We start from the raw sequence: 23,584 nt of genomic DNA, 5'->3' as shown, positions 1-23,584 counted from the left end.
AGCGATGAGCACCGGCAATCTCGCCATATGCACATTCACGACTGGCCCACCCACGAACGCCCGCGCGAGAAACTTCTGGCGCGCGGGGCGACTGCCCTGTCCGATGCCGAGCTGCTGGCGATCTTTGTCGGCTCCGGCCTGCGCGGCCAGGACGCCGTCCAGACCGGGCGCAACCTGCTGCTGCGCCACGGCCCGCTGCGCGTGCTGCTGGACCACACGGCGCCCGCGCTGGCGCGGCTGCCCGGCCTGGGTCCGGCTTCGGCCTGCAAACTCAGCGCGGGGCTGGAACTGGCACACCGCCACCTGCTGAGCGCGCTGGAACGCGGCGATGCGCTCAGCGACCCGCCCAGCGCCGGCCGCTACTTTTCGCAACGGCTGCGTCCGCGCCCCTATGAGGTGTTCGCGGTGCTGTACCTGGACACCCGCCATCACGCCATCGCCTTCGAGGAAGTGTTCACCGGCACCATCGACGGGGCCGACATCCATCCGCGCGAGGTGGTGCGGCGGGCGCTACTGCACAATGCCGCGGCGGTGATCGTCGGGCACAACCACCCGTCCGGCAATCCGGAACCGTCCGAGGCCGACCGCGCGGTCACCCGGCGTCTGCTGGGCGCATTGGAGCTGGTGGATATCCGCCTGCTGGACCACTTCGTGATCGGCGACGGCCGGCCCGTATCGCTGGCCGAGCGCGGCTGGCTGGGATGACAGCGCGACGCTGACCTGAACCATCGGCCCGACCCCGGGGCGCGCGGTCGGGTAAAATCGCTGGTTTCGTTCCAAGCAGATCCCACGTGAAAGCCCAACTCCGCGCACTGATCGGCCAAGGCATCGAAGCCTTGCGCGCCAACGGCACCCTGCCTGCCGACACCCTGCCGCCGGATTTTGTGGTCGAGCGACCCAAGACGCGCGAGCACGGCGACTTCGCCACCAATGCCGCGATGCTGCTGGCCAAGCCGGCGCGCAGCAACCCGCGCGCGCTGGCCCAGGCGCTGGTCGCCGCATTGCCGGCCAGCGACGACGTGGCCAAGGTCGAGATCGCCGGGCCGGGCTTCATCAATTTCCATCTCGCCCCCACCGCCTACCAGCGCGAAGTGGCGCACGTGCTCAAGCAGGGCCACGACTACGGGCGTGGGCTGGCCGGCAACGGCCGCTCGGTGGGCGTGGAATACGTCTCGGCCAACCCGACCGGCCCGCTGCATGTCGGCCATGGCCGCGCGGCGGCGATCGGCGACAGCCTGGCGCGCGTGCTCGATGCCAACGGCTGGAACGTCAAGCGCGAGTTCTACTACAACGATGCCGGCGTGCAGATCGAGAACCTGGCCTTGTCGGTGCAGGCGCGCGCGCAAGGGCTCACCCCCGACAGCGACGGCTGGCCGGAGAATGGCTACCGCGGCGACTACATCGCCGATGTGGCCAATGCCTACTTGGCCGGCGACACCGTCGACCTGGAAGGCCATCTGGTCACCGGCGGCAAGGACCCGGCCGACTTCGACGCGATCCGCCGTTTCGCCGTGGCCTACCTGCGCAACGAGCAGAACCACGACCTGGCCGCGTTCCGCGTCGATTTCGATATCTATTTCCTTGAAAGCTCGCTGTACAAGGACGGCAAGGTCGAAGAGGCCGTGCAGAAGCTGATCGCCTCCGGCCATACCTACGAGGAAGGCGGCGCGTTGTGGTTGAAGTCCACCGACTTCGGCGACGACAAGGACCGGGTGATGCGCAAGTCCGACGGCACCTACACCTACTTCGTGCCGGACGTGGCCTACCACCTGACCAAGTGGCAGCGCGGCTACGAGCGCGCGATCACCGAACTGGGCGCGGACCACCACGGCTCGCTGACGCGCGTGCGCGCCGGACTGCAGGCGCTGGAACTGGGCATCCCGCAGGGCTGGCCGGAGTACGTGCTGCACCAGATGGTCACGGTGATGCGCGGCGGCGAGGAAGTGAAACTGTCCAAGCGTGCCGGCAGCTACGTCACCCTGCGCGACCTGATCGAGGAGACCAGCGCCGATGCGGTGCGCTGGTTCCTGATCGCGCGCAAGCCCGACTCGCAGCTCACCTTCGACATCGACCTGGCCCGCCAGCAGAGCAACGACAACCCGGTGTTCTACGTGCAGTACGCGCATGCGCGCGTGTGCAGCGTGCTGCGGCAGGCGCAGGAAAAAGGCTACAAGTACGAGCAGGCGCATGGACTGGCCGAGCTGGCGCGCCTGGACGACGAGCACTCGCTCAACGTCATGGTCGAGCTGTCGCGCTATGCGGAGGTGGTGGAAATCGCCGGCCAGGCGCTGGAGCCGTACCAGATCGCGCAATACCTGCGTGAATTGGCGCACGCCTTCCACACGTGGTATCACAACACCAAACTGCTGGTGGACGATGCCGCAGAGCGCGACGCCAAACTCACCCTCGCCGTCGCCACGCAACAGGTACTCGCCAACGGCCTGGAACTGCTTGGCGTCAGCGCCCCAGAAAAGATGTAAGTCGGGCCGCATGGCCCGTAACGACGTGATTCGGAGAAGTGGTAGATGGCAGCACGACGCGGTAAGAGTCAGGCGCGACGCAACACCAGCAATGGCACCCCCGGTTGGGTGTGGTTGGTGGCAGGCGCTGCGATTGCGGCAGTGATCTTTCTGGCCGCGCCCAACCTGTTCAAGAAGGACGGCGACGGCTTCCTGCGCGTGGGCCCGCGGGCGAACCCCGACGCCCAGCCCGAGCCGGTGGCCGATGCCGACGTAGATACGCCGGCCGAGCTCCCCAAGCCCGCGCAACCGCCCAAACCGCAAGCCAAGCCGGGCGATGCGCAAACCCAGTACGACTTCTACACCTTGCTGCCCGGCAAGGAAGTGCAGATGTCCGATGCCGAACTGGCGGCCAGTGCGCGCGCCGAGGAAGCCGCACGTGCGCGTGCGGCCCTGGAAGGCAAGCCGGTCGCGCCTGCACCGGGTGCGAGCGTGGCCGCCGCCACGCCGGCCACCAGCGTGCCGGTGCCGTTGAACGAAACGGCGGCCAGCGCGCCGAAGCCATTGGCGGAGACCGCCCCGGCACGTCCGGCCGCCACGCCAGCGCCGGCCAGCACAGCCGCGCTCGCCACGCCGGCAGCGACGGCTGCGACGGCTGCGCCGAAGCCGGCAGCTGCCACCGCGGCAACCCCCGCTGCAGTGACAGACAACACCCGCTACATCCTGCAGGCCGGCTCGTTCGGCGCCTCCGGCGACGCCGAATCGACCAAGGCCAAGCTGGCGATGATGGGCCTGGCCGCACGCGTGGAATCGGCCGATATCAGCGGCAAAACCGTTTACCGCGTGCGCATGGGGCCATATGGCAGCGCCGGCGAACTGGCCGAAGCCAAGCAGAAGCTGACCGGCAGCGGCTTGCCCGCCATTGCGATCAAGGCGCAATAGCCGCAGTGCTGCAGCGCGCCGCCGGCCTGTGGTTGTGGTGGGGACTGATCGGCGCGGCGCACGCCACCGAGCAGATTCCAGACCGTATCCGGATCGACGGGCAGGACGCGGCGCTGCTGGCCGAACCCCTGTCGCCGGTGCTGGACGACCAGGCCACCTGGCAACGTTTCGTGCCGCATGCGCGGCAGGCGCTGGGCAGTTGCAGTGCGAACTGGCGCGGTTACCGGGCTGATTGGCGCGTGGAAAACGCGCAGCTGCTGCTGGATCGCGTCGTCATCGGCGCCTGTGCCACCGCTCCGCCGGCATTGCCCCTGGATGTGCTGTTTCCCGGACGAACCGCCCCGGTCGCCGCGGACTGGATCGATGGCGAGCTGGTGATTGCTTTGCCAACCGCTGCGAGCGCCGCCGACACCGCGCCAACCGCCGCAGAGGCGCCGTACCTGCTCCTGCAGGTGCAACACGGCCGTGTCCTGGCGCGCGAACCGCTCAGTGAGGCCAGCCTGCGCGCGCGGCGCGCCCAGGCCAGCGCGCCCGGCCCTGCCACTGCCCCCTGATCCCTTGCCTGATCCCCCTCGTTCGCAGGAGTTATCCCCCATGTCCAAGACTGTCCTGATCACCGGTGCCACCTCCGGATTCGGCAGCGCTGCCGTGCGCCGGTTTGCCGCCGACGGCTGGAAGATCATCGCCACCGGCCGCCGCGCCGAGCGCCTGGATGCCCTGGCGGCCGACCTGCCCGCCGGCCAGGTGCATACCGCCGCGTTCGACATGCGCGATGCGCAGGCATTGTCGGCAGCGATCGATGCAGTGCCGGCGGAGTTTGCCGACATCGATGTGCTGGTCAACAACGCCGGGCTGGCGCTGGGCACCGCGCCCGCGCAGCAGGCCGACCTGACGCAGTGGCAGCAGATGATCGACACCAATGTCACCGCGCTGGTCACCCTCACCCACCGCCTGCTGCCGGCGTTGATCGCACGCCGTGGCGCCATCATCAACATCGCCTCGGTCGCGGCGACCTACCCCTATACCGGCGGCAACGTCTACGGCGGCACCAAGGCGTTCGTGCAGCAGTTTTCGCTGGGCCTGCGCGCGGACCTGCACGGCACCGGCGTGCGCGTGACCTCGATCGAACCGGGTATGGCCGAAACCGAATTCACCCTGGTGCGCACCGGCGGCAACCAGGCCGCCTCGGACACGCTGTACCGCGGCGCCACGCCGATGACTGCCGAGGACATCGCCGAGCAGATCTTCTACGTCGCCAGCCTGCCGGCGCACCTGAACATCAATCGGCTGGAAATCATGCCGGTCACGCAGTCGTTCGCGGGTTTCCAGGTGGCGCGCGACGCGCAGTGACGATGGCCTGCAGCGCCGATGCATCTTCCGGGTCGCGATCCGATGCTGTGTCGGCCGGCGCGTGAGCACCGCGCGCCGCATCGAGGCAGCACGACAACGCCGCGCATTGCGCGGCGTTTTGCGATGCGCGGTCAGCCGCGATCAGCGACAGGGTGCTGCGGCCGCACGCCTGGCCGCAGCACCCTGTCGCGCAGCTGCAGGAACGGGCGCTCCACCACGTAGTGCAACAGCGCACCGCCCAGCACTGCCACCAGGCCATACACCGCAAACGCCAGCACGCCACGCCCCTCCAGCGCCGGGCCGAACCAGCCCTGGGTGAGATGGAACACGGCCTTGTGGGTCAGATACAGGCTGTAGGAAATGGCCGCCAGCCACGCCGCACCAGGCACGCGCACGCCGCCAAGCACACCGCGGGTGGCGGTGCCGGCGAGCACCAGCAAGGCCAGTCCCAGTGACAGCACCGGCCAACCCAGCGCATTGCCGACCAGACCGGTGCGCTCGCGAAACAGCCACATCGCCAGCGCCAGGATCGCCACGCCTGCAAGCAAAAATGCATTGCCGTGTTGCTGCAGCCGTTGCCACAGCGCAGGGCGAACGACCTTGAGCACCGCCAGCACGACACCGGCCAGTAGACCGTCCAGACGGTTCCAGGTCGGGTAATAGAGGTCTTCGATGAACCAGTTGCGCTGCAGGCCGGCGCCGGCGCTGTCCAGGGCGGTGTTGTGCCACCAGATGCCGGCACGCAACGCGATGCCTGCCACCACCACCAGCACGCAGAGCACGACGAACCGCGCGGCCGAGGGCCGCCGCATCAACAGCGTCGCCAGCAACGGAAACACCAGATAGAAATGTTCTTCCACGCAGAGCGACCAGGCGTGCGAGAACGCGGCATCACGGCCATAGTCGACCAACAGGTTCAGGGTGAAGCTGACGAACATCCACCACGGCGCCAACCCGGGCGCCTCGCGGAACTGCGGCCACGCCAAGTAGATCGCCAGCACCACCAAGAACGCCGGCAGGATGCGGAATGCGCGGCGCAGGTAGAAATCCCTGAAGTCCAGGCGCTGCCCGCGTGCCAGCGGCCTCAGCACCTGCGTGCCGATCAGGAAGCCGCTCAGCACGAAGAACAGGTCCACGCCCATCCAGCCGTAGCGCGACAACCACGCCCAATCCGGCCCCAGACCGCCGACCACGAAGGAATGGAACAGCATCACCCAGACGATAGCGATGCCACGCAGCAGATCGAGAGCGGGATAGCGCATGCGGGCGATGCAGGGCCAAGGGAGCCCGATTGTGCCGCATCCCGCCGCTGCGGCGATGCCGGCACCGGCGTTGGCCGCGCTCGCCAGCTCGCGCCGGCAACGCAGACGCGTTCTCGACGTCTGTCAGCAGTGCAGGCCTGCTGCCATCGACCAGCGAGCGGCGACAGCAACACGCCCAGCACCCCAACGGTGCAGTACCCGGACACCTTCGGTACCGCCAGCCGCATTGCCGCCGCCAAACCGCTGTCGATGCTGTGGCTTCCCCACGGCGTCATCCATCACGCGACAGCCTGCTGCTCGACGCGCGCTCCCTGCGCCAGCGTCACCGCCGGTTCCAGCAATCCCCATGCTTCCAGCTGGTCCACTGCCCGGCCGATTCCGTCCTCCTCGCGGATGCGCTGGCCCAGCGCGCGTGCCGCTGCGCGCATGCTCGGCGCGCTGGCCTGGCTGATGGCATCGGCCAGGGTCTCCGGCTGCAATCCGGCCCGTGCAAGCGCCGGCGGCGCGACGCCGCGCTGGGCCAGGCAATGCGCCCAGAACGGCTGGTCGTAGCCGAACGGCAGCACCACCGACGGAATCCCCGCAGCCAGCGCCGCACCGGTGGTGCCGGCACCGCCGTGATGCACCGCCACCGACACCCGTGGAAACAGCCAATCGTGCGGGGCCTGTTCCAGCTGGAAGAAGCGCCCGGCATCGTCGGACGCATCTTCCCCGGCCGCCAGCCCGCCCCAGCCGCTGGCCAGCAGCGCGCGCTGACCGGTCAGACGCACCGCCGCCTTGACGGTGGCGGTGAGCTGCGCCGCATCGCTGCTGATCATGCTGCCGAAACCGATGTACAGCGGCGGCGGGCCCGCCTGCAAAAATGCCTCCAGCGCGGCCGGCGGCTGCCACTGCGGCTGCGGCAACTGCCAGAAACCGCTGACCTGGGCCCGATCCGGCCAGTCCGGCGGACGTGGGCACAGATGCTCGCTGTAGCCATACACCACGCGCTGCGCACTGCGATCGGGACCGCTCCACGGATACGCCGGCAACCCCAATGCCGGGCGCACGATGCCGTTGAGCGCCGGACGCATCAGCTGCCAGCCGGCAAAGCGCACCGCATGATGCAGCGCCACACTCACCAGCCCGGGCAGACGCACGGTGGGCATCACCATCAACGGCACGTGGCGCGAGGCGGTCAGCGGCTGCAATTGCGTGAGCACCACCGGCAGCCCGTAGGCCTGGCCCAGGCTGTGCGCCAGCAGGCTCGCGCTGCCGACGCCGAGAATCAGGCCGGCATCGGCACAGGCCGCGCGGCCCTGCGCGGCCCAGTCGCGTGCCCACTCCAGCAGCTGGGCGCGCAAGGTGCCCCAGATGCCGCGCCAGCCACCGCGCATCTCGGCGACATCCGGATGGCCCTGCAACAGCTTCTGGTGGTCGCCGCTGAGCGGGAAGAACTCCAGCCCGTTGGCACGGATCAGCGATTCAAAGTTGGCGCTGGTCAGCACCCGCACCGGGTAACCGCGCTCCTGCAAGCCACGCCCCAGCGCGATGATCGGGCGCACATCGCCATGCGTGCCCAGGGTGGCGATCAGCACCGGGCGGCGTCCCGCGTTGAAGGAAGACTCAGGCATATTCGGCCACCCCGTCGCTGGCGGTGGCGATGCGGCCATCGCGTTGTACGGGTTTCGCAGTGGCCGCGTGCAGCAATGCACTGAGCGTGGCCGAATGCGTGGGCGACAGCATCGAATGGTGGTCGCTGTCGAGCGCATGCAGGTGCAGGTTGCGTACGTACGGGCGCCAGGCCTGCGGCCGGTAATCCACCCACACCGTATCGTCGCCGCCGGAGCTCATGCGCACGCTGGCTTCGACGAACACCACATCCTGGTCCAGCGGCTTGGGGCGATGGCGCCGCGCCAGCTGCAGGTGGTGCTGGGTCATGCCGCCCATGTCGTCCAGCAATGTGGGACGTTGTTCGAGCAGCTGGCGCACCGCGGGCAGGTCGTTCAACCCGTAGTGATCGCACAGCAGGCTGGCCAGTTCGGCCACCGTGGTCGGCATCGGCTGGCCATGGGCCAGATGCAGGCCCAGCGCATGCACCGATGCACGCACGTTTTCCGATTCCGGCAGCGACGCGGCCTGCTCCAGGTGCGGGTAGCTGTCGAGCATCGCCAGCAGTTCGACTTCTTCGCCCAGCGCATGCAGTTCGGCGGTGATGGCATGGGCGATCAAGCCGCCCAGCGACCAGCCAATCAACCGGTACGGCCCCTGCGGCTGCACCGTGCGCAGCCGCGCCAGATAGTCGCGTGCAATCGCCTCGATGCTTTCCGGGCGATGCTGCGGGTCGCTCAAGCCCGGCGACTGCAGGGCATATACCGGCCACTGCGGATCGAGCTGGCCGAGCAAGGTGAGATACGACCAGCCCAGACCGACCACCGGATGGATGCAGAACAGCGGCGTCGTGCCCGGGGTGCCGGCACGCAGCGGCAACAGCACGCCGAGCGGGTCGTTCGGGGTCTGTACGTTGCGCTTGATCACCTCGGCCAGGCCGGCGATGGTCGGTGCATGGAACAGGCTGCCCAACGGCAGTTCGACACCGAACGCCTGCGGGAAGCGTGCGGCCATTTCCGCCGCGCGCAGCGAGTCGCCGCCGAGCTCGAAGAAGTTGTCTTCCACACCCACCGCCTCGATCCCCAGCACGTCCTGCAGCATCGCCGCCAGCTGGCGTTCGAGCGCGTCGCGCGGCGCCACATGCGCGCGCTGCGGCAGCGCACCCGGCGACGGCAAGGCGCGGCGATCCAGCTTGCCATTGGATGTCAGCGGCAATGCCTGCAACGGCATCCACAAGGTGGGAATCATCGACGCCGGCAGGCGCTGCTGCAGATGCGCACGCAGCAGCTCGGGCGATGGCGTTGCGCCCTGCTTGCCCACCACATACGCCAGCAACTGCAGCGCATCGTGGTCGCCATCGCGATGACCGACCACCACCGCCTGCGCCACCTGCGAATGCAGCAGCAAGGCGTTTTCGATCTCGGCCGGCTCCACGCGATGGCCGCGGATCTTCAGTTGCGCGTCTGCGCGGCCGATGAATTCCAGCATGCCGTCGCGGCGCTGACGCACGCGGTCGCCGGTGCGGTACATGTTGCTGCCGTCGTTGGCGAACGGGTCACGCACGAACCGCTCGCTGGTCAGCTGGCGCTTGCCGCGATAGCCCTTGGCCACGCCCGCACCGCCGATGTACAACTCGCCGATCGCACCGGTCGGCAGCGGTTGCCGCTGCGCATCGAGCACATAGACACGCGTATTGAGCAGCGGCCGGCCGATCGGCGGAGCGGCGGCGTCGGTCAGCTGCAACGGCATGATGGTCGACCAGATCGTGGTTTCGGTCGGCCCGTACAACTGGGTCAGGCGCCCGACCCGGCTCAGCAGCTGGGTCGCCAGTTCCGGCACCAGGGCTTCACCACCGACCAGGGCGTGGATACGGTCCAGCGCCAGATCCTGGTTGGCCAGCAGGATGCGCCACAGCGATGGGGTCGCCTGCACCACGCTGATCTGCGCGTGCGCGATCAGCCGCGACAGGCTGCGTGGATCGTGGGTGATGCCGGCCGGTGCGATGACCACGCGCGCGCCCACCAGCAACGGCAGATACAGCTCCAGCCCGGCGATATCGAAGGTGATGGTGGTGACTGCCAGCACGCGGTCGCGTGGGCGCAATGCCAGCTCATGCTCCATCGCATGCAGGAAATTGAACAGATTGCGATGGCTGATTTCCACGCCCTTGGGCGCGCCGGTCGAGCCGGAGGTGTACAGCAGGTAGGCAGTCCCGTCCGGCGTGGCCAGCGGCGCGATCGCCGCCGGCAACACGGCCGGGCGCGGATCCAGCCAGACCATGCCACCGAGCAGATAGCGCTCGCACAACGCCGGCTCGCAGACCAGCGCGATGGCGCCGGAATCGTTGAGCATCTGCCGGTTGCGCGCGGCCGGGCTTTCCGGGTCCAGCGGCAGATACGCCGCCCCGCTCCACATCACCGCCAGCAGGGCCACCAGCAAGTGCTCGCTGCGCGGCAACGCGATGGCGACCACATCGCCGGGGCGGACGCCATCGGCCACCCATTGCGCGGCGATGCGCGAGGCCAGTTCGCACAGCGTGGCGTAATCCAGGGTGCGGTTGTCGTATTGCACCACCACCGCTGCCGGCATCAGCTCGGCGCGCTGCAGCATGCCGTGCAGCAACGTGGCCGGTTCCGGCAACGCCGCGGCGGTGGCGTTCCAGGTGTGCAACAGGCGGTGGCGTTCCGCATCGCCCAGCACATCGATCTGGCCCAGCGCGCACTCCGGGTCGGCCAATACCGCATCGGCCAGATGGGTCAGGCGGCGGCAATGGTCGGCCAGTTCGTCGCTGTCGTACAACGCCGGATTGGCATCCAGATCGAAGCGCAACGCGGCACCGTCGCCGCGCTCGTAGCAGAAGATGGTCAGATCATCGGCCGGGCCGTTGGAGAGGTTATGCGGCATCGCATGGGCCTGGCCAAAGCGCAGTGCGTAGTCGAAGGCTTCGATGTTCACCGCCAGGCGTGCGAACTTCTGGTCGATCCCGAACATGCCCAGATCGCGGCGCACATCCTCGAAGCGGTATTGCTGGTGGCGCAGCGCATGCCTGACCACCGAGGACACCTGCGCGAACAGGGCATGCACCGGCTGCTGCGGATCCATTTTCAGGCGCAGCGAAATCACGTTCGCCACCAGGCCTGCGGTCTGCCGGTAACGCGCATTGATGCGGCCGGTCACCGGCATGGCCAGCACCAGATCCTCGGTGCCGGTGCAGCGGTAGTAATACGCGGCGATCAGCGAAATCAGCATCTGCGGCAGGCTGGCGCCATGGTCCTTGCCCAGCGCACGCAGCCGCGCCACCTGCTGCGGCGAGAACTGCCCGGTGCCACGCAACAGCCCGGTCGACAGCTGGCTGCCCGGACGTGCCAGGGTTGCCGGCGGTGGCAGATCGGCCAGCTGCTGCATCCAGTAGCTGCGGTCGCGCTGAAAGCGATCGGAGTCGCGATACTGCTGCTCGAGTTCGATCAGCGACAGCGCGCTGCCGTATTGCGCAGGCGCCGGCTCGATGTTTTCTGCGTAGGCGTTATACAGCACCGCCATGCGCTGCATCATGATCGAGGCGCAATAGCCATCCATCACCAGATGACTGACGCATTGCACCCACATGTGGTGATCCTCGCCCAGGCGGAATACTGCGCAATGCCATAACGGCCCGTTCTGCAGGTCTTCCGGCTTGCGGATTTCTTCATCAACCCAGTGCTCGGCCGCAGTGCGCGGGGACGGATCTTCGCTGACGTCGAAGTACGGAATCGCGGCGGTGTAGTCGGGCAGGACCACCTGGTGCGGCACGCCGTCGTGCTCGACGATGCAGAGCCGCAGCGTGTCGAATTCGCGCGTCAGCTGCATGCTGGCGCGGATCAGCAGCTGCGGATCGAGCGGGCCGACCATTTCCAGGGCTTCGGACAACATCAAGGTGTTGTCGGTGTGCAACTTGTTGGCGACCCACAGGCCGCGTTGCGCTTTGGTCAGGGGAAACACGGGAGAGGCGTCAGCGTGCATGGCGTGCATCCTTCTTGTATGGCGCGCAGTCGCCCGGTGCGCCATGCCCGCAACGCGGTCACTGGGACGCCGGATCAGCACATGGCCTTGAAAACGTGAGGTAAGAGACACCGACGACCGCCGGCGCAGGCCGGCGATACACGATGGAAACGCACAATGGGAACGCACCACGAAGCGACGTGCAGCGTCGAGACAACGACGTGCACCGGCTTTCTTTAAAGCACTTGTTTCCCGACAAGTTAAACAAACACTAACAATTAGCCAACGCGATAAACCGTGCAAAAATCACGAAATCCGCGTCGCCTGCAAAAATCATGTGCTGAAGTGTGATTTCAATTAGTGTTCCAGATGCGTACGTCCACAGATGGCGTTTACCACGCGCCGCGCGCTGCGGACCAGACTGCCATGCATCACCCGGCAACGTGGCCAAGGCGTTCTTTGCCGGGAATTTGGTCCTGTTTCGCAACATGCCCGGAACCGCGCGCACCAAGACCACTGCATGCAACGGCATTGACATCAGTGCACTGCGGGCACAACCACTGCGCAGGGCACCGCACTTTTTTGAATGCCGATTGCAACCGCAGCGTCACGCGAGGGTTATCTGACTGTCATTGCCACGCCGCGTCGGCCACGCATGCACAGCCGTGGGATGCGTGGCCAGCTCCTGGCTAGAGCAGAGGGCGTGGGGTCTCGCAGGCAGTCAATGGGCGGTACGTCGCCGGCATCGCCAAGGCGCGCAGAAACCACGGCGTCCGGCGATAGCGCCGGTTCAACACCTGAGGCACGTCACATGCCGGCCGCATCGCTGTGCTGCGGCCCACCTCTCCCATGCGTTGCGCGCGGAGTGACAACAAAACGGCGCGCCACGGCATCGGCCGCAGCGCGCAGTGCATCAGCCCAACGGTTCGTCGGACAGATAGGTGTAACCGGTCAACCCTGCTTCCAGTGCATCGCTCAGTTCCTGCGCGCGCTCGGGCGATAGCTGCGCGGCGGCAATGCGCTCGGCATAGGTCGCACGCAGCGTGTCCAGCTGATACCCCACGTAGTCCAGCATCACATCGGTGGTATCGCCACGACGCTGCTGCGCGATGCGATAGCCGTCGCCGTCCACGGCCACTTCCACCGCATCGGTATCGCCGAACAGGTTATGGATGTCGCCGAGGATTTCCTGGTAGGCGCCAACCAGGAAAAAGCCGATGCGATAGCTCTCGCCTGCATTCAACGTGTGCAGCGGCATCGAGCTGTCCAGGCTTTCGTTCTCGACGTAGGTCTTGACCATGCCGTCGGAATCGCAGGTCATGTCGGCAATGATGCCGCGCCGCTGCGGCGCTTCGTTCAGGCGCTCGATCGGCACGATCGGAAACACCTGATCGATCGCCCACACATCCGGGATCGACTCGAACACGCTGAAGTTGACGAAGTACTTGTCCACCAGCCGCTCGTTGAGTTCGTCCAGCACCGGGCGATGGCTCTTTTCGTCGAAGCTCAGGCGTGCACGCACGCCGTGCGCGATCGCATAGAACAAGTCGTCGATACGCGCGCGGTGGGTCAGGTCGATCTGGCCCAGTGCATACGCACTCAAGCCTTCGGCATGGAAATGCTGTGCCTCCTGGAACAGTTCCACCGCCGGGCGCACATCGAGCTCGTCGTGGATCTCGCGCAGGTGGCGGATCGCCGCCGGTTCGTCGTCGTGGGCGTCGGGCACGCGGCCTTCCGGAGCCTGCTCCACTTCGGACACGTTGGCGATCAGCACCGCGTGGTGGGCGGTCATGGCGCGGCCGCATTCGGTGACGATGCGCGGCGGGGCCAGGCCGTGCTCTTCGCAGGCGCTGGCCAACGGCTGCACGATGTTGCTGGCGTAGGAATGCAGGCCGTAGTTGATCGAGCAATAGCTGCGCGAGCGCGTGCCTTCGTAGTCGATACCCAGGCCGCCGCCGACGTCCACGTGGCTGATCCTGGCGCCCAGCCGCGACAACTCCACGAAGTAGCGCGTGGCCTCGCGCATGCCGTTGGCGATGTCGCGCACGTTGGAGATCTGCGAGCCCATGTGGAAATGCAGCAGGTTCAGGCTGTCGGCGTACTCGGTGTCGCGCAGCGTCTTCCACAGGTCCAGCACCTGACGCGGCGACAGCCCGAACTTGGCCTTGTCGCCGCCGCTGTTCTGCCACTTGCCCGCGCCCAGCGAGGCCAGGCGCATGCGCACGCCCAGGCCCGGCTTGACGTCCAGCGCGCGCGCCTCTTCCAGCACCAGCTTCAGCTCGGAGGGCTTTTCGATGACGATGAAGGTCTGCAGGCCGAGCTTGCGGCCGATCAGCGCCAGGCGGATGTATTCGCGGTCCTTGTAGCCGTTGCAGACGATCAGCCCGCCCGGACGCGACAGCGCCAGCACCGCCATCAGCTCCGGCTTGCTGCCCGCTTCCAGGCCGAAGCCGTCACCGTGGTGGCTGGCCAGGGTGCCGGCCACGCCGCGATGCTGGTTGACCTTGATCGGGTACACCGCGGTGTAGCCGCCGGCGTAATCCCATTCGGACTGCGCCTGCGCGAACGCCGCCTGCAGCTTGCCCAGGCGCTGGCCCAGGATGTCGGGGAAACGCACCAGCAGCGGCAGCTTGGCGCCGGCCGCGCGCGCGGCGTCCACCACCTCGGGCAACGACACCGACGGACCGTCGCTGGTCGGCGTGACCACTACATGTCCGGCATCGTTCACGTCGAAATACCCGTCGGCCCAATGCGGGATCGAATAGGTCTTGCGGGCTTGGTCGAGGGACCAATCGCTCATTTCGCTGACTCGGCTGGGGCAAAAAGGGCGTGAAGTGTAACGCCTGGCACGCGCAGGGTCCGTTACAATCCGCGCCGACTTCACGCCCTGCTCCTGGTCGGAGCGGGGTTGGCAGGGGGTCGGGACGGCCGCCAGCAGCTTGCTTGCACGCGGCGGCGCCCGACCCTCATCCGGCGCTTCGCGCCATCTTCTCCCGGCGGGAGAAGCAACAGCCCCCATCTTTAGGACTTTGCATGAGCGCCAACGACAACTGGTACATCGAACACTTCCAGCCGACCGGCTCGGCCATCGGCTTCCGCATCAGCGGCAAGCTGGACGAGGTGCAGTCCCCGTTCCAGAAGATCGAGATCTACCAGACCACCGACTGGGGCAAGCTGATGCTGATCGACGGCGCGGTGATGCTGACCAGCCGCGACAATTTCTTCTACCACGAGATGATCAGCCACCCGGCGCTGTTCACCCACGCCGCGCCCAAGCGCGTGGTGATCATCGGCGGCGGCGACTGCGGCACGCTGCGCGAGGTGCTCAAGCACCCGGGCGTGGAAAGCGCCACCCAGTGCGATATCGACGAGCAGGTCACCCGCATGTCGGAGAAGTATTTCCCCGAGCTGTGCGACTCCAACCACGACGCGCGCGCCGAGCTGTTGTTCGACGACGGCGTGGCCTACATGGCCAACTGCCCGGCCGGCAGCGTGGACATCGTGATCGTCGACTCCACCGATCCGGTCGGCCCGGCCGAAGGCCTGTTCAACAAGGCCTTCTACGAGAGCTGCTTCAAGGCACTGAAGGACGACGGCATCCTGGTGCAGCAGTCCGAATCGCCGCTGGCGCTGCTGGAGCTGATCAAGGAAATGCGCACCGAAATGGGCAAGGCCGGCTTCCAGTCGTTCAAGACGCTGCCGTTCCCGCAGCCGTGCTACCCCACCGGCTGGTGGAGCGTGACCATGGCCAGCAAGCAGGCCAACGCCGATTTCGCCTTCCGCCAGGACGCCGCGCAGGCCAAGGGCTTCGAGACGCTGTACTACACCGCGCACCTGCACACCGGCGTGCTGGTCGCACCGCCGTTCGTGGCCAAGGCGCTGGGCGAGTAAGCGTAACTGTCAGCCCGTCGCGCTGCCGGCAGGTGCGGGTGGCGCAGCAGGAACCACGGTAGGCGTGGTTCCTGCCGGTTCCGGGCAACGGCCGCGCCCGCCTGGCGATCGACGCAGGCGTTTTATGGGTCCTGGCCGTGGCCACGGCCAGGTACCGTGCCGAGCGCCTACAACCGCGCCAGCACCTCGGTTTTCTTGGCGTCGAATTCCTCCTGGGTAACCAGCCCCGCATCCAGCAATTGCCTGAGCTTGCTCAGCACCTGTATCGGATCGTCCGCGGCGGCTGCCGTACTCGGCGGTGCAGACGGCATGCCGCCCTGCGCGCCGGGTGCATGCACCACCACGCCACCGGCCGAGGCGCGCAACTTGTCGAACTCCAGCTGCTGGCGCTTTTCGTAGGCCGATTCTTCCACCTGCTGCGCATAGGCGTAGACCCGCCGGGCCTGTTTCTTGGGCAGGCTGTCGATGGACAGGTAGCCGCCCTGCGTGGTGCGGCACATGATCGTCGCTCCCAGCATCTGCTCGCTCATGTGCACGTCGAGCACCTCGCGCCAGGGGACATCGCGAAACGTCATCCCGAACAGCGTGGGGTGCACCACGATGAATCTGCGAGTGGTCAGCACCACCGCGGCCGGCGACAGGTTCACCACCATTTTTTTCTGCACCGCGATGTACTCGACCTGCTCGTCCCGCGTCAGCAACTCGTTTACCTTGGGCAGGATCTTGCCCACGGCCACCGGGTCCTGCTCGTCGGCCAGGAATTGCGTAAAGACCTCCATACCTTCCTCGTCATGATCGCCTGCGCCGCAGCGTGTCCTGTATGACACCACATCCGTGCCTTCGTGGTGCCGATCAGAAATACGGCCAGCAATGCACGGCGCCGGATCGCTGAGTGCTTCAGGCAGCCCCAACCGCAACAAGGCGGATGTCGCCATTGCCTTGCTGTGGGCACCACGCTGGTTTTATCGCCGGCGCGAAAACGGACTCCGGCGCCGAAGCTCAACACCTCGGTACGATTGATCGTGATGTCTTCGTCGTCGTACTCGTCGGCATGCAGGTCGTTCGTGTGGGGCGCGCTCACACTGACATGCTGGCCGATAGCCACACCGCAGCCCGTACCCTGAGCGGCCACCGACATCGAAGCCCGCCACGCCGATGGGCACGGCACGCCCCGCGTCCAAGTCGCCGGCTGCATGCAGTGCGCCGCCCGGATACAGCGACAGGATGAGTCTTAGATGACGCGGCAAGCTGTTGATTCTTCAGACCGTTCCACTCCCGGAACATTTCATTTGTTAAACAAATGTAATTACCATACTTCCAAGTTCTAAAATTCACCGGACCGATCCCTTGCGATCATCGTGAACCTGCCAGACGCGTGATTCCTCCGCGCCGACAAGGTCCGGAGACTTGCCATGCACTACCAGCCGCTGGACACCTCCAGCCTGCAAATCGTCACGCCGGTGTTGCTCAAGCAGGGCACCCGGCTGCTCGAGCCCAACGTCTATCGCACGCATCTGGATGGACAGCTGGCGGTGGTCAAGGACTACAGCCGCTACCGCCGCACGCTGCTGGCGCCGGTCGCGCGGCTGATGGTGCGCCACGAGGCGAAGATGCTGGCCCGCCTGCACGGTTGGCGGCATGCGCCGGCCCTGCTCGGCACGTTGGGTGGCCTGGCGCTGGGCATGGAGTTCATCCCCGGCGACACCCTCAGTGCCAGTGCGGTGGTCGGCCAGGAAGTCTTTCAACAATTGCAGCAGGCACTGCGTCGCCTGCATGCGTTCGGCATCACCCATAACGATCTGCACGGCACCAACGTGGTGGTCAGTGCCGGGGTGCCGGTGTTGATCGATTTCACCTCGGCCTGGCGCTTCCCGCGCTGGTTGCGGCGCGGCACGCTGGCACGCCAGCTGCAGCGCAGCGACGTGGCCAATTTCCAGAAGATGCGCCAGCGCCTGGCCGGGATCGCACCGACCGCCGACGAGGCCGCACGCAGCGCCGAACCGCGCTGGGTGGGCACCCTTCGCGGCGGCTGGAAGCGGCTCTATCGCCGCCTCAAGCGCGGCGCGTAAACAGCTCGGAGCCGCCTGACGAGCATCCGTCAGAGAGGTGCGGACCGCGCGGGGAACCGGCGTGTAGGAGTGGTCCACGCCGCACCTGGCAGCGGCTGCACCGCCTGCCGGTGAGCACAGTCGCTGTGTCAGCGGCTCTCAGCCGCCAACAGCACCGTCAGTGCTCCACCGCCGCCGACCCGGCGGGTGCCTTGTAGGCGATCAGGCGCGGCGCGTCGGCGACGAAGCGGTCCAGCACGCCATCGGCAATCTTGACCGGGCCCCCGAAGCGCGTGGCGCCGGGAATCGAGACGATTGCTGCGGCTTCGGCCGCGATCCGCTTGGCATCGGCAAACGCAACGGACGCCTGCGCGTCACCACGATTGGCGGCATCCAGCCCGGCCGCGGTCTGCTGCAGCGCGCGGCCCCAGCCGTCCATCGCCTCCAGCCAGGGACGCGACTGTTCCGCAAAGCCCCTGTCGGCCACGCCCGTACGGATGATCTGCGGAGCAGCCGCGAACGCATCCGCCGTACGCGCCAGTTCGGCGATGGCCTGGCGGCGCGCCGCCGCATCGCCGAGCGCAATCGTCTCGCGTACATGGTCGAGCACGGCCTTCAGGCGCGGCGCCTGTTCCTGCCACGGCTGGCTGCCGAAGGTCGGCGCCAGATGCTGGGTATCGAAGAAGGTCAGCAGCGCGGAGGTCACCTGCGCGTCGCCACCGGCCAGGTCGCGCGCGACCGCGTGCCAGGTGCGCTGGGCATCGTAGCCGGTGTCGTTCCATGCGAACGCGGTCAGCCCCATCACCGCGACCCGGCTGGGCACTTCCTGATTCATCGGGTTGGAGACGATGCCGGACAACTCCGCCGACAGGCCGGCTTCGCGCCGCGCATACGGCGCCATCAGCAGGCGCCCGGCCGAGGTTTCGAAATCGTTGACCGGGTAGTTGTCCCACAGCAGCGTCTTGCGGGCGAATGCCTTGGTGGCCGCGCGTGCATCGGGAATGGAAATGGCCGGCGGCACCACGTCGGTGCCGGTCCACTGCACCACGATCTTCGGGTCCAGGTGCTTGCGCAGCGCTTCCTTGTACGGGCTTTCCTTGGCGTCGTAATACTCGGTCGGCACCATGATCAGTTCCGAAGACGCATCGTGGCGGGCCACCAGGTCGGCCTGCACCAGATTGAGCAGATAGGACTGCGCGATGCCGGCCGCCTGCGCGCCGGACGCGCCGAAGGTGGTCTTGTCGCGCTCGCAGTTCCACTTGGTGTATTCGATATCGTCCAGCGCCACGTAGAAGCTACGCACGCCCAGCGCGCGGAAGGCATCGAACTTGCGCAGCAGTGCCTTGGCATCGGCCGGATCGGAGAAGCACACCGTCGGCCCCGGCGAGATCGCATAGACGAAGTCGACGTGATTGCGCCTGGCGGTGGCCGCCAGCTTGCCGAGCGCCTTCAGCGTCGCGGCCGGATACGCCTCGCGCCAGCGGTCGCGCGCATACGGGTCGTCCTTGGGGCTGTAGATGAAGGTATTGGCCTTGCTGCGGGCGAGAAATTCGATGTGCTTGCTGCGGTCGGCCATCGACCATGGCGCGCCGTAGAAGCCTTCGATGGTGCCGCGGATCGGCATCGCCGGGTGATCCTGGATCGCCAGAGCCGCAATGGCCGGGCGCTCGACCAGCTGGCGCAGCGTCTGCGCCGCATGGAACAGGCCATCGTTGTCGTGGCCGGCCAGCGTGATCAGGCTGCCGGTGCCGAGCGTGACACTGGCCAGCGTGTAGCCCTCCGTGTGGGTGTCCTGCACCGCCTTGCTGCGCGTCAGCGCATCGCGCACCACTGCCGCCTCGCCGGTGCCGAGCACGATATGCGGGCGGTCGAGCGTGGCCGGCAGACGCGCCGCGGTGGCGATCTTGGTGACGCCGGCCGTGCCGAGGATGCGGCGCACCAACGCGACCGCCTCCGGATCTGCGCCCGGTGCCACCACCAGCACCACCGACCGACCCAGCGTGACCGTGCCGCCGTCCAGCGTGATCGCGACCGGCGTGGGGAAGATCGCCGGCTGGGTGACCGGCTGCGCCAGTGCGGGGACTGCCGCCGCTGCCAGGCCTGCTGCCAGCCACAGCGAGAGCGGGCGCAAGCCCGACGTTCCAGCGCGTCGCTTCATCCCCGAACTCCGGTATTGAAATGGTATTAGGCCCTAGAGTAGGCAAGTCCTCGCGTGGCGACAAGCAGGCGCGGCTTTTTGGCGTCCTGGCTCGATTCGGAAGCGGCAAGCAGGGTGAAGCGCCTCAGGCGGATGCCGAGGCTGGCCTGGGGTGCCGGATCCGGTCTTCGGTATTGAAATGGTATGAGAACGCTGGCTGGCAGCTTATAGCAGCCTAGCTTGAGGAGCGCCCACGCGACTGCGTCGAGGGCGACCCCGGCTCAGCATTGCGTGCCCACCTCAGCCGTCGACGGCCGCGTGCCACCTTGGAGGACGCAGTGACCGGCGATGCACTGCGCACGCCATGGCACTGCGGCGCGGCACTCAGCCGATCGTCGGTCGCCGACTGGCGCGGTGTGGTGTTCCGGCAAGCGGGCGGTTGCCCAGGCTCCAGGCGCACCGTCGCCGACGTCGCTGCCCGCCGGCGCGCTTACAGCGCGTCGCTATCCAGCTCACCGGTGCGGATCCGCACCACGCTGCCCAGGTCGTAGACGAACACCTTGCCGTCGCCGATCTTGCCGGTCCCGGCCGCGGTCACGATGGCCTCAACCACGCGCTCGGCCTGGTCGTCGGTCACCGCCACTTCGATCTTCACCTTGGGCAGGAAATCGACCACGTACTCGGCGCCGCGATACAGCTCGGTGTGCCCCTTCTGGCGCCCGAACCCCTTGACCTCGGTCACCGTGATGCCCGCCACCCCGCAGCCGGCGAGCGCTTCGCGCACATCGTCGAGCTTGAACGGTTTGACGATGGCCATGATCATTTTCATCGGTGCAGTACCAAGGGCATGACGGGGCGCGCAGCATACCGTGGACGGCCATAACACTCACCCCATGGCGTACCGCCGTCACCGCGGCCGACAGCCGAATGGGACTATCCTTACCGCCTGCCGACTGCCTTGCCGATGTTCCGCGTGTCCCGGCCTGCACTAGGCTTCCTACGGACCTGCGGAGAACACCCATGATCGATTTCAACCAGCTCGACGAGCTCGCCCGCCGCCTCAGCGACCTGGTGCCGCCGGGCCTGCGCCAATCGCGCGAAGAACTGCAAGGCACCTTCAAGGGCGCACTGCAGGCCGGCCTGGGCAAGCTGGACCTGGTCACCCGCGAAGAGTTCGACGTGCAGCGCGCGGTGCTGCTGCGCACGCGCGAGAAACTCGACGCGCTGGAACAGGCCGTGGCCGCGCTGGAAGCCCGCGCGCCCGCAACGCCACCCAGCGCTCCCTGACCAGGGCCTTCCACCATGAGTCTGGCGCTGGTGCACAGCCGCGCCCGCGTGGGGGTGCATGCACCTGAGGTTCGGGTGGAAGTGCATCTGTCCGGCGGGCTTCCCTCCACCCAGATCGTGGGCCTGCCCGAGGCTGCGGTACGCGAATCGCGCGAACGCGTGCGTGCGGCGCTGCTGTGTGCGCAGTTCGAATTTCCCGCCCGGCGCATCACCATCAACCTGGCCCCGGCCGACTTGCCGAAGGAAGGCGGCCGCTTCGACCTGCCGATCGCCCTCGGCATCCTGGCCGCCAGCGGCCAGATCGATCGCCAAACCCTGGCCGATTACGAGTTTCTCGGCGAGCTCGCGCTGACCGGCGAATTACGTGGCGTCGATGGCGTACTGCCGGCCGCCCTGGCTGCCGCGCAGGCCGGCAGACGGCTGATCGTGCCGCTGGCCAACGGCGCCGAAGCGGCCATCGCCGGGCACGTCGAAGCCTTCACCGCGCGCACGCTGCTGGAAGTCTGCGCCGCGCTCAACGGCAGCCAACGGGCGCCGGCCGCCGAGGTGGCGGTGCCGGCGCTCGGCGCGCGTGCCCTGCCCGACATGGCCGATGTGCGCGGCCAGCCGCATGCGCGTCGCGCGCTGGAGATCGCCGCCGCCGGCGGCCATCATCTGCTGCTGGTCGGCAGCCCCGGCTGCGGCAAAACCCTGCTCGCCTCGCGCCTGCCCAGCCTGTTGCCCGAATCCAGCGAAGCCGAGGCACTGGAAACCGCTGCCATTACCTCGGTCAGCGGCCGCGGGCTGGATCTTGCGCGCTGGCGGCAGCGGCCTTACCGGGCCCCTCACCACACCGCCAGCGCGGTCGCGTTGGTCGGTGGTGGCACCCATCCGCGTCCCGGCGAGATCTCGCTGGCCCATCACGGCGTGCTGTTTCTAGACGAGCTCCCGGAGTGGCAGCGGCAGACGCTGGAAGTGTTGCGCGAGCCCCTGGAATCGGGGCTGGTGACGATTTCGCGCGCAGCGCGCAGCGTGGATTTCCCGGCGCGGTTCCAGCTGGTTGCTGCCATGAACCCGTGTCCGTGCGGATGGGCCGGCGACGGCAGCGGGCGGTGCCGCTGCAGCAGCGACAGCATCCGCCGCTACCGCAGCCGCATCTCCGGTCCGTTGCTGGACCGGATCGATCTGCATGTCGACGTGCCGCGACTGCCACCGCACGCCTTGCGCAGCGGCAATCCCGGCGAAGACAGCGCCAGCGTGCGTACACGCGTGGTCGCCGCACGCGAACGGCAACTCGCGCGCGCCGGCGCACCCAACGCACAACTGGATCAGGCACAGACCGATCATCACTGCCGCCTGCAGGGCGACGATCAGGTGCTGCTGGAACGCGCCATCGAACACCTGCAGCTCTCCGCGCGCTCGATGCATCGCATCCTGCGCGTGGCTCGCACCATCGCCGATCTCGACGACAGTGCAACCATTGCCACCCGGCATCTGACCGAGGCCATCGGCTACCGCAAACTGGATCGTGCGGTGGAGACGGCGAGCGCGGCGTAGTGCGCCGACCCGGGTGCGTCGAGGCGACCGCACGCCCGCGCACCCCCCATTCCACGCCGTTGGTTAGGACGCTAAGCACTCCAGCAGCGCAGGACGGTCGACCGCTTCATCGCACCGTCGCTTGCTGCCTGTGCGCCTGCAATGAGCGTGCGCGCGCCCTTCTCTGGTGGCACGGCATTGGCCCCATACGTCCACCCGCTCTCTCCGGCGTCGCAACATCCATTTCATGGCAATGCACGTACAACGTCCGCCACACCACTGCGCAGAGGCCGCCATGAGCCGACATCCCGACCTAGTCACCATCCCATCCCTGGATCTGAATCGCTATCTGGGCACCTGGTACGAGATCGCACGGCTACCGATTCGCTTCGAGGATGCCGATTGCACCGATGTATCGGCGCACTACTCGCTGCAGGACGATGGCACGGTGCGGGTGCAGAACCGCTGCCTGACCGCCGAAGGCGAGCTGGAAGAGGCCGTCGGCGAGGCGCGCGCCATCGACGACAACAACGCGCGGCTGGAAGTCACCTTCCTGCCCGAAGGCCTGCGCTGGATTCCGTTCACCAAAGGCGATTACTGGGTGATGCGCATCGATGCGGACTACACCGCCGCGCTGGTCGGCGGTCCCGACCGCAAGTACCTGTGGCTGCTGGCAAGGCTGCCGCAGCTGGACGAAAACATCACCCAGGCCTATCTGGCGCATGCGCGCGAGCAGGGCTTCGACCTGGCTCCGTTGATCCACACCCCGCATACCGGGCGACTGACCGAGCAGCCACTTCCCTGAGTGCTGCGCACAGCTGACATCGCAGTCTGCCCGGTGCGCGTCCTCGGCCAGCGATTGCTGGTCCGCCGGGGATAGGCGCACGGATAGACCGACTGCAGAGCTGGATCAGGAGCGGCTGATCTGCGGCCTGGTTGCAGGGCCCTTGCCTACCCACCCTCGCGCCTGCCCACCCTCGCGGGACACGCCGAGACTCCGTTCCCGGAGGCTCTTCTGCGGCGTCCATGCCGCACAAGGCCCCGCGGCGGTAGGCGAACAAGGACCAATCAGGATGATCGCTGTGCATGGTGCAAGCAGGGCGGGGCTTGGGGGTGTCCGGGGTG

The 23,584-nt window shown here is 67.4% G+C and carries 18 protein-coding genes; 10 read left to right on the top strand and 8 right to left on the bottom strand.

The features are described 5' to 3' along the window. Window positions 1-27: 27 nt before the first annotated feature. From radC to EO139_RS16560, 5 genes are all read left to right on the top strand, one after another. Entirely contained in the window at window positions 28-705 is a 678-nt protein-coding gene (gene radC / locus EO139_RS16580; RefSeq protein WP_104584918.1) for a DNA repair protein RadC, read from the top strand. 86 nt (window positions 706-791) lie between these two features. Further along, window positions 792-2,480, top strand: coding sequence for an arginine--tRNA ligase (gene argS / locus EO139_RS16575; protein WP_104584916.1), 1,689 nt, complete (start codon window positions 792-794; stop codon window positions 2,478-2,480). 45 nt (window positions 2,481-2,525) lie between these two features. Continuing rightward, entirely contained in the window at window positions 2,526-3,401 is an 876-nt protein-coding gene (locus EO139_RS16570; RefSeq protein ID WP_126971528.1) for an SPOR domain-containing protein, read from the top strand. 5 nt (window positions 3,402-3,406) lie between these two features. Beyond that, the gene (locus tag EO139_RS16565) at window positions 3,407-3,955 is read left to right on the top strand and encodes a hypothetical protein (protein ID WP_126971526.1); all 549 of its coding nucleotides are present in this window, start codon (window positions 3,407-3,409) and stop codon (window positions 3,953-3,955) included. 40 nt (window positions 3,956-3,995) lie between these two features. Then, window positions 3,996-4,751: an SDR family NAD(P)-dependent oxidoreductase gene (locus tag EO139_RS16560; protein WP_104584909.1), complete on the top strand. Its 756-nt coding sequence runs from the start codon at window positions 3,996-3,998 to the stop codon at window positions 4,749-4,751. Between the two features lie 131 nt (window positions 4,752-4,882). Here EO139_RS16560 and EO139_RS16555 read toward each other — a convergent pair whose 3' ends face one another. The 5 genes from EO139_RS16555 to speA all read right to left on the bottom strand — a co-directional run bounded on the left by EO139_RS16555 (window position 4,883) and on the right by speA (window position 14,381). Further along, window positions 4,883-6,013, bottom strand: coding sequence for an acyltransferase (locus tag EO139_RS16555; protein WP_126971524.1), 1,131 nt, complete (start codon window positions 6,011-6,013; stop codon window positions 4,883-4,885). A 278-nt stretch (window positions 6,014-6,291) separates the two neighbouring features. Then, window positions 6,292-7,626 carry a glycosyltransferase gene (locus EO139_RS16550; RefSeq protein ID WP_126971522.1) on the bottom strand — a complete coding sequence of 445 codons (1,335 nt, stop codon included), beginning with the start codon at window positions 7,624-7,626 and terminating at the stop codon, window positions 6,292-6,294. Next, window positions 7,619-11,602, bottom strand: a complete 3,984-nt coding sequence (locus EO139_RS16545) for a non-ribosomal peptide synthetase (RefSeq protein ID WP_126971520.1) — start codon at window positions 11,600-11,602, stop codon at window positions 7,619-7,621. The genes EO139_RS16550 and EO139_RS16545 overlap by 8 nt, the downstream gene beginning before the upstream one ends. A gap of 250 nt (window positions 11,603-11,852) precedes the next feature. Beyond that, window positions 11,853-12,119, bottom strand: a complete 267-nt coding sequence (locus EO139_RS16540) for a hypothetical protein (RefSeq protein ID WP_126971518.1) — start codon at window positions 12,117-12,119, stop codon at window positions 11,853-11,855. 375 nt (window positions 12,120-12,494) lie between these two features. Continuing rightward, window positions 12,495-14,381: an arginine decarboxylase gene (gene speA, locus EO139_RS16535; protein ID WP_104649974.1), complete on the bottom strand. Its 1,887-nt coding sequence runs from the start codon at window positions 14,379-14,381 to the stop codon at window positions 12,495-12,497. Between the two features lie 233 nt (window positions 14,382-14,614). On the opposite strand from speA, the gene speE reads away from it, so the two are divergent. After that, window positions 14,615-15,472: a polyamine aminopropyltransferase gene (speE, locus tag EO139_RS16530; protein ID WP_024939717.1), complete on the top strand. Its 858-nt coding sequence runs from the start codon at window positions 14,615-14,617 to the stop codon at window positions 15,470-15,472. Between the two features lie 167 nt (window positions 15,473-15,639). On the opposite strand, the gene EO139_RS16525 is transcribed toward speE, so the two are convergent. Beyond that, a complete protein-coding gene (locus tag EO139_RS16525) occupies window positions 15,640-16,251 on the bottom strand; it encodes a PH domain-containing protein (protein WP_126971516.1) in 612 nt (203 codons plus the stop codon). A gap of 633 nt (window positions 16,252-16,884) precedes the next feature. Here EO139_RS16525 and EO139_RS16515 point away from each other — a divergent pair. Continuing rightward, window positions 16,885-17,541: an RIO1 family regulatory kinase/ATPase gene (locus tag EO139_RS16515; RefSeq protein WP_164739214.1), complete on the top strand. Its 657-nt coding sequence runs from the start codon at window positions 16,885-16,887 to the stop codon at window positions 17,539-17,541. A gap of 157 nt (window positions 17,542-17,698) precedes the next feature. Here EO139_RS16515 and EO139_RS16510 read toward each other — a convergent pair whose 3' ends face one another. Together EO139_RS16510 and EO139_RS16505 are read right to left on the bottom strand one after the other, a co-directional pair. After that, the gene (locus EO139_RS16510) at window positions 17,699-19,678 is read right to left on the bottom strand and encodes a beta-N-acetylglucosaminidase domain-containing protein (RefSeq protein ID WP_126971512.1); all 1,980 of its coding nucleotides are present in this window, start codon (window positions 19,676-19,678) and stop codon (window positions 17,699-17,701) included. A gap of 469 nt (window positions 19,679-20,147) precedes the next feature. Further along, window positions 20,148-20,486 carry a P-II family nitrogen regulator gene (locus EO139_RS16505; protein WP_016904463.1) on the bottom strand — a complete coding sequence of 113 codons (339 nt, stop codon included), beginning with the start codon at window positions 20,484-20,486 and terminating at the stop codon, window positions 20,148-20,150. Between the two features lie 191 nt (window positions 20,487-20,677). Between EO139_RS16505 and EO139_RS16500 the strand changes: the two genes are divergently transcribed. The 3 genes from EO139_RS16500 (at window position 20,678) to EO139_RS16490 (ending at window position 23,264) form a co-directional block, all read left to right on the top strand. Next, a complete protein-coding gene (locus EO139_RS16500; protein ID WP_126942351.1) occupies window positions 20,678-20,944 on the top strand; it encodes an accessory factor UbiK family protein in 267 nt (88 codons plus the stop codon). Window positions 20,945-20,959: 15 nt separating this feature from the next. Then, window positions 20,960-22,480 (top strand): YifB family Mg chelatase-like AAA ATPase, encoded by a 1,521-nt coding sequence (locus tag EO139_RS16495; protein ID WP_126971510.1) that lies wholly within the window; start codon window positions 20,960-20,962, stop codon window positions 22,478-22,480. A 274-nt stretch (window positions 22,481-22,754) separates the two neighbouring features. Then, window positions 22,755-23,264 (top strand): lipocalin family protein, encoded by a 510-nt coding sequence (locus EO139_RS16490; protein WP_164739887.1) that lies wholly within the window; start codon window positions 22,755-22,757, stop codon window positions 23,262-23,264. Window positions 23,265-23,584: the final 320 nt, after the last annotated feature.

The organism is Xanthomonas sp. BRIP62411 (assembly GCF_003993525.1).
In the GTDB taxonomy this organism is placed as follows: Bacteria; Pseudomonadota; Gammaproteobacteria; order Xanthomonadales; family Xanthomonadaceae; genus Xanthomonas; species Xanthomonas euroxanthea.
This window is presented reverse-complemented; position numbering and strand designations above follow the sequence as displayed.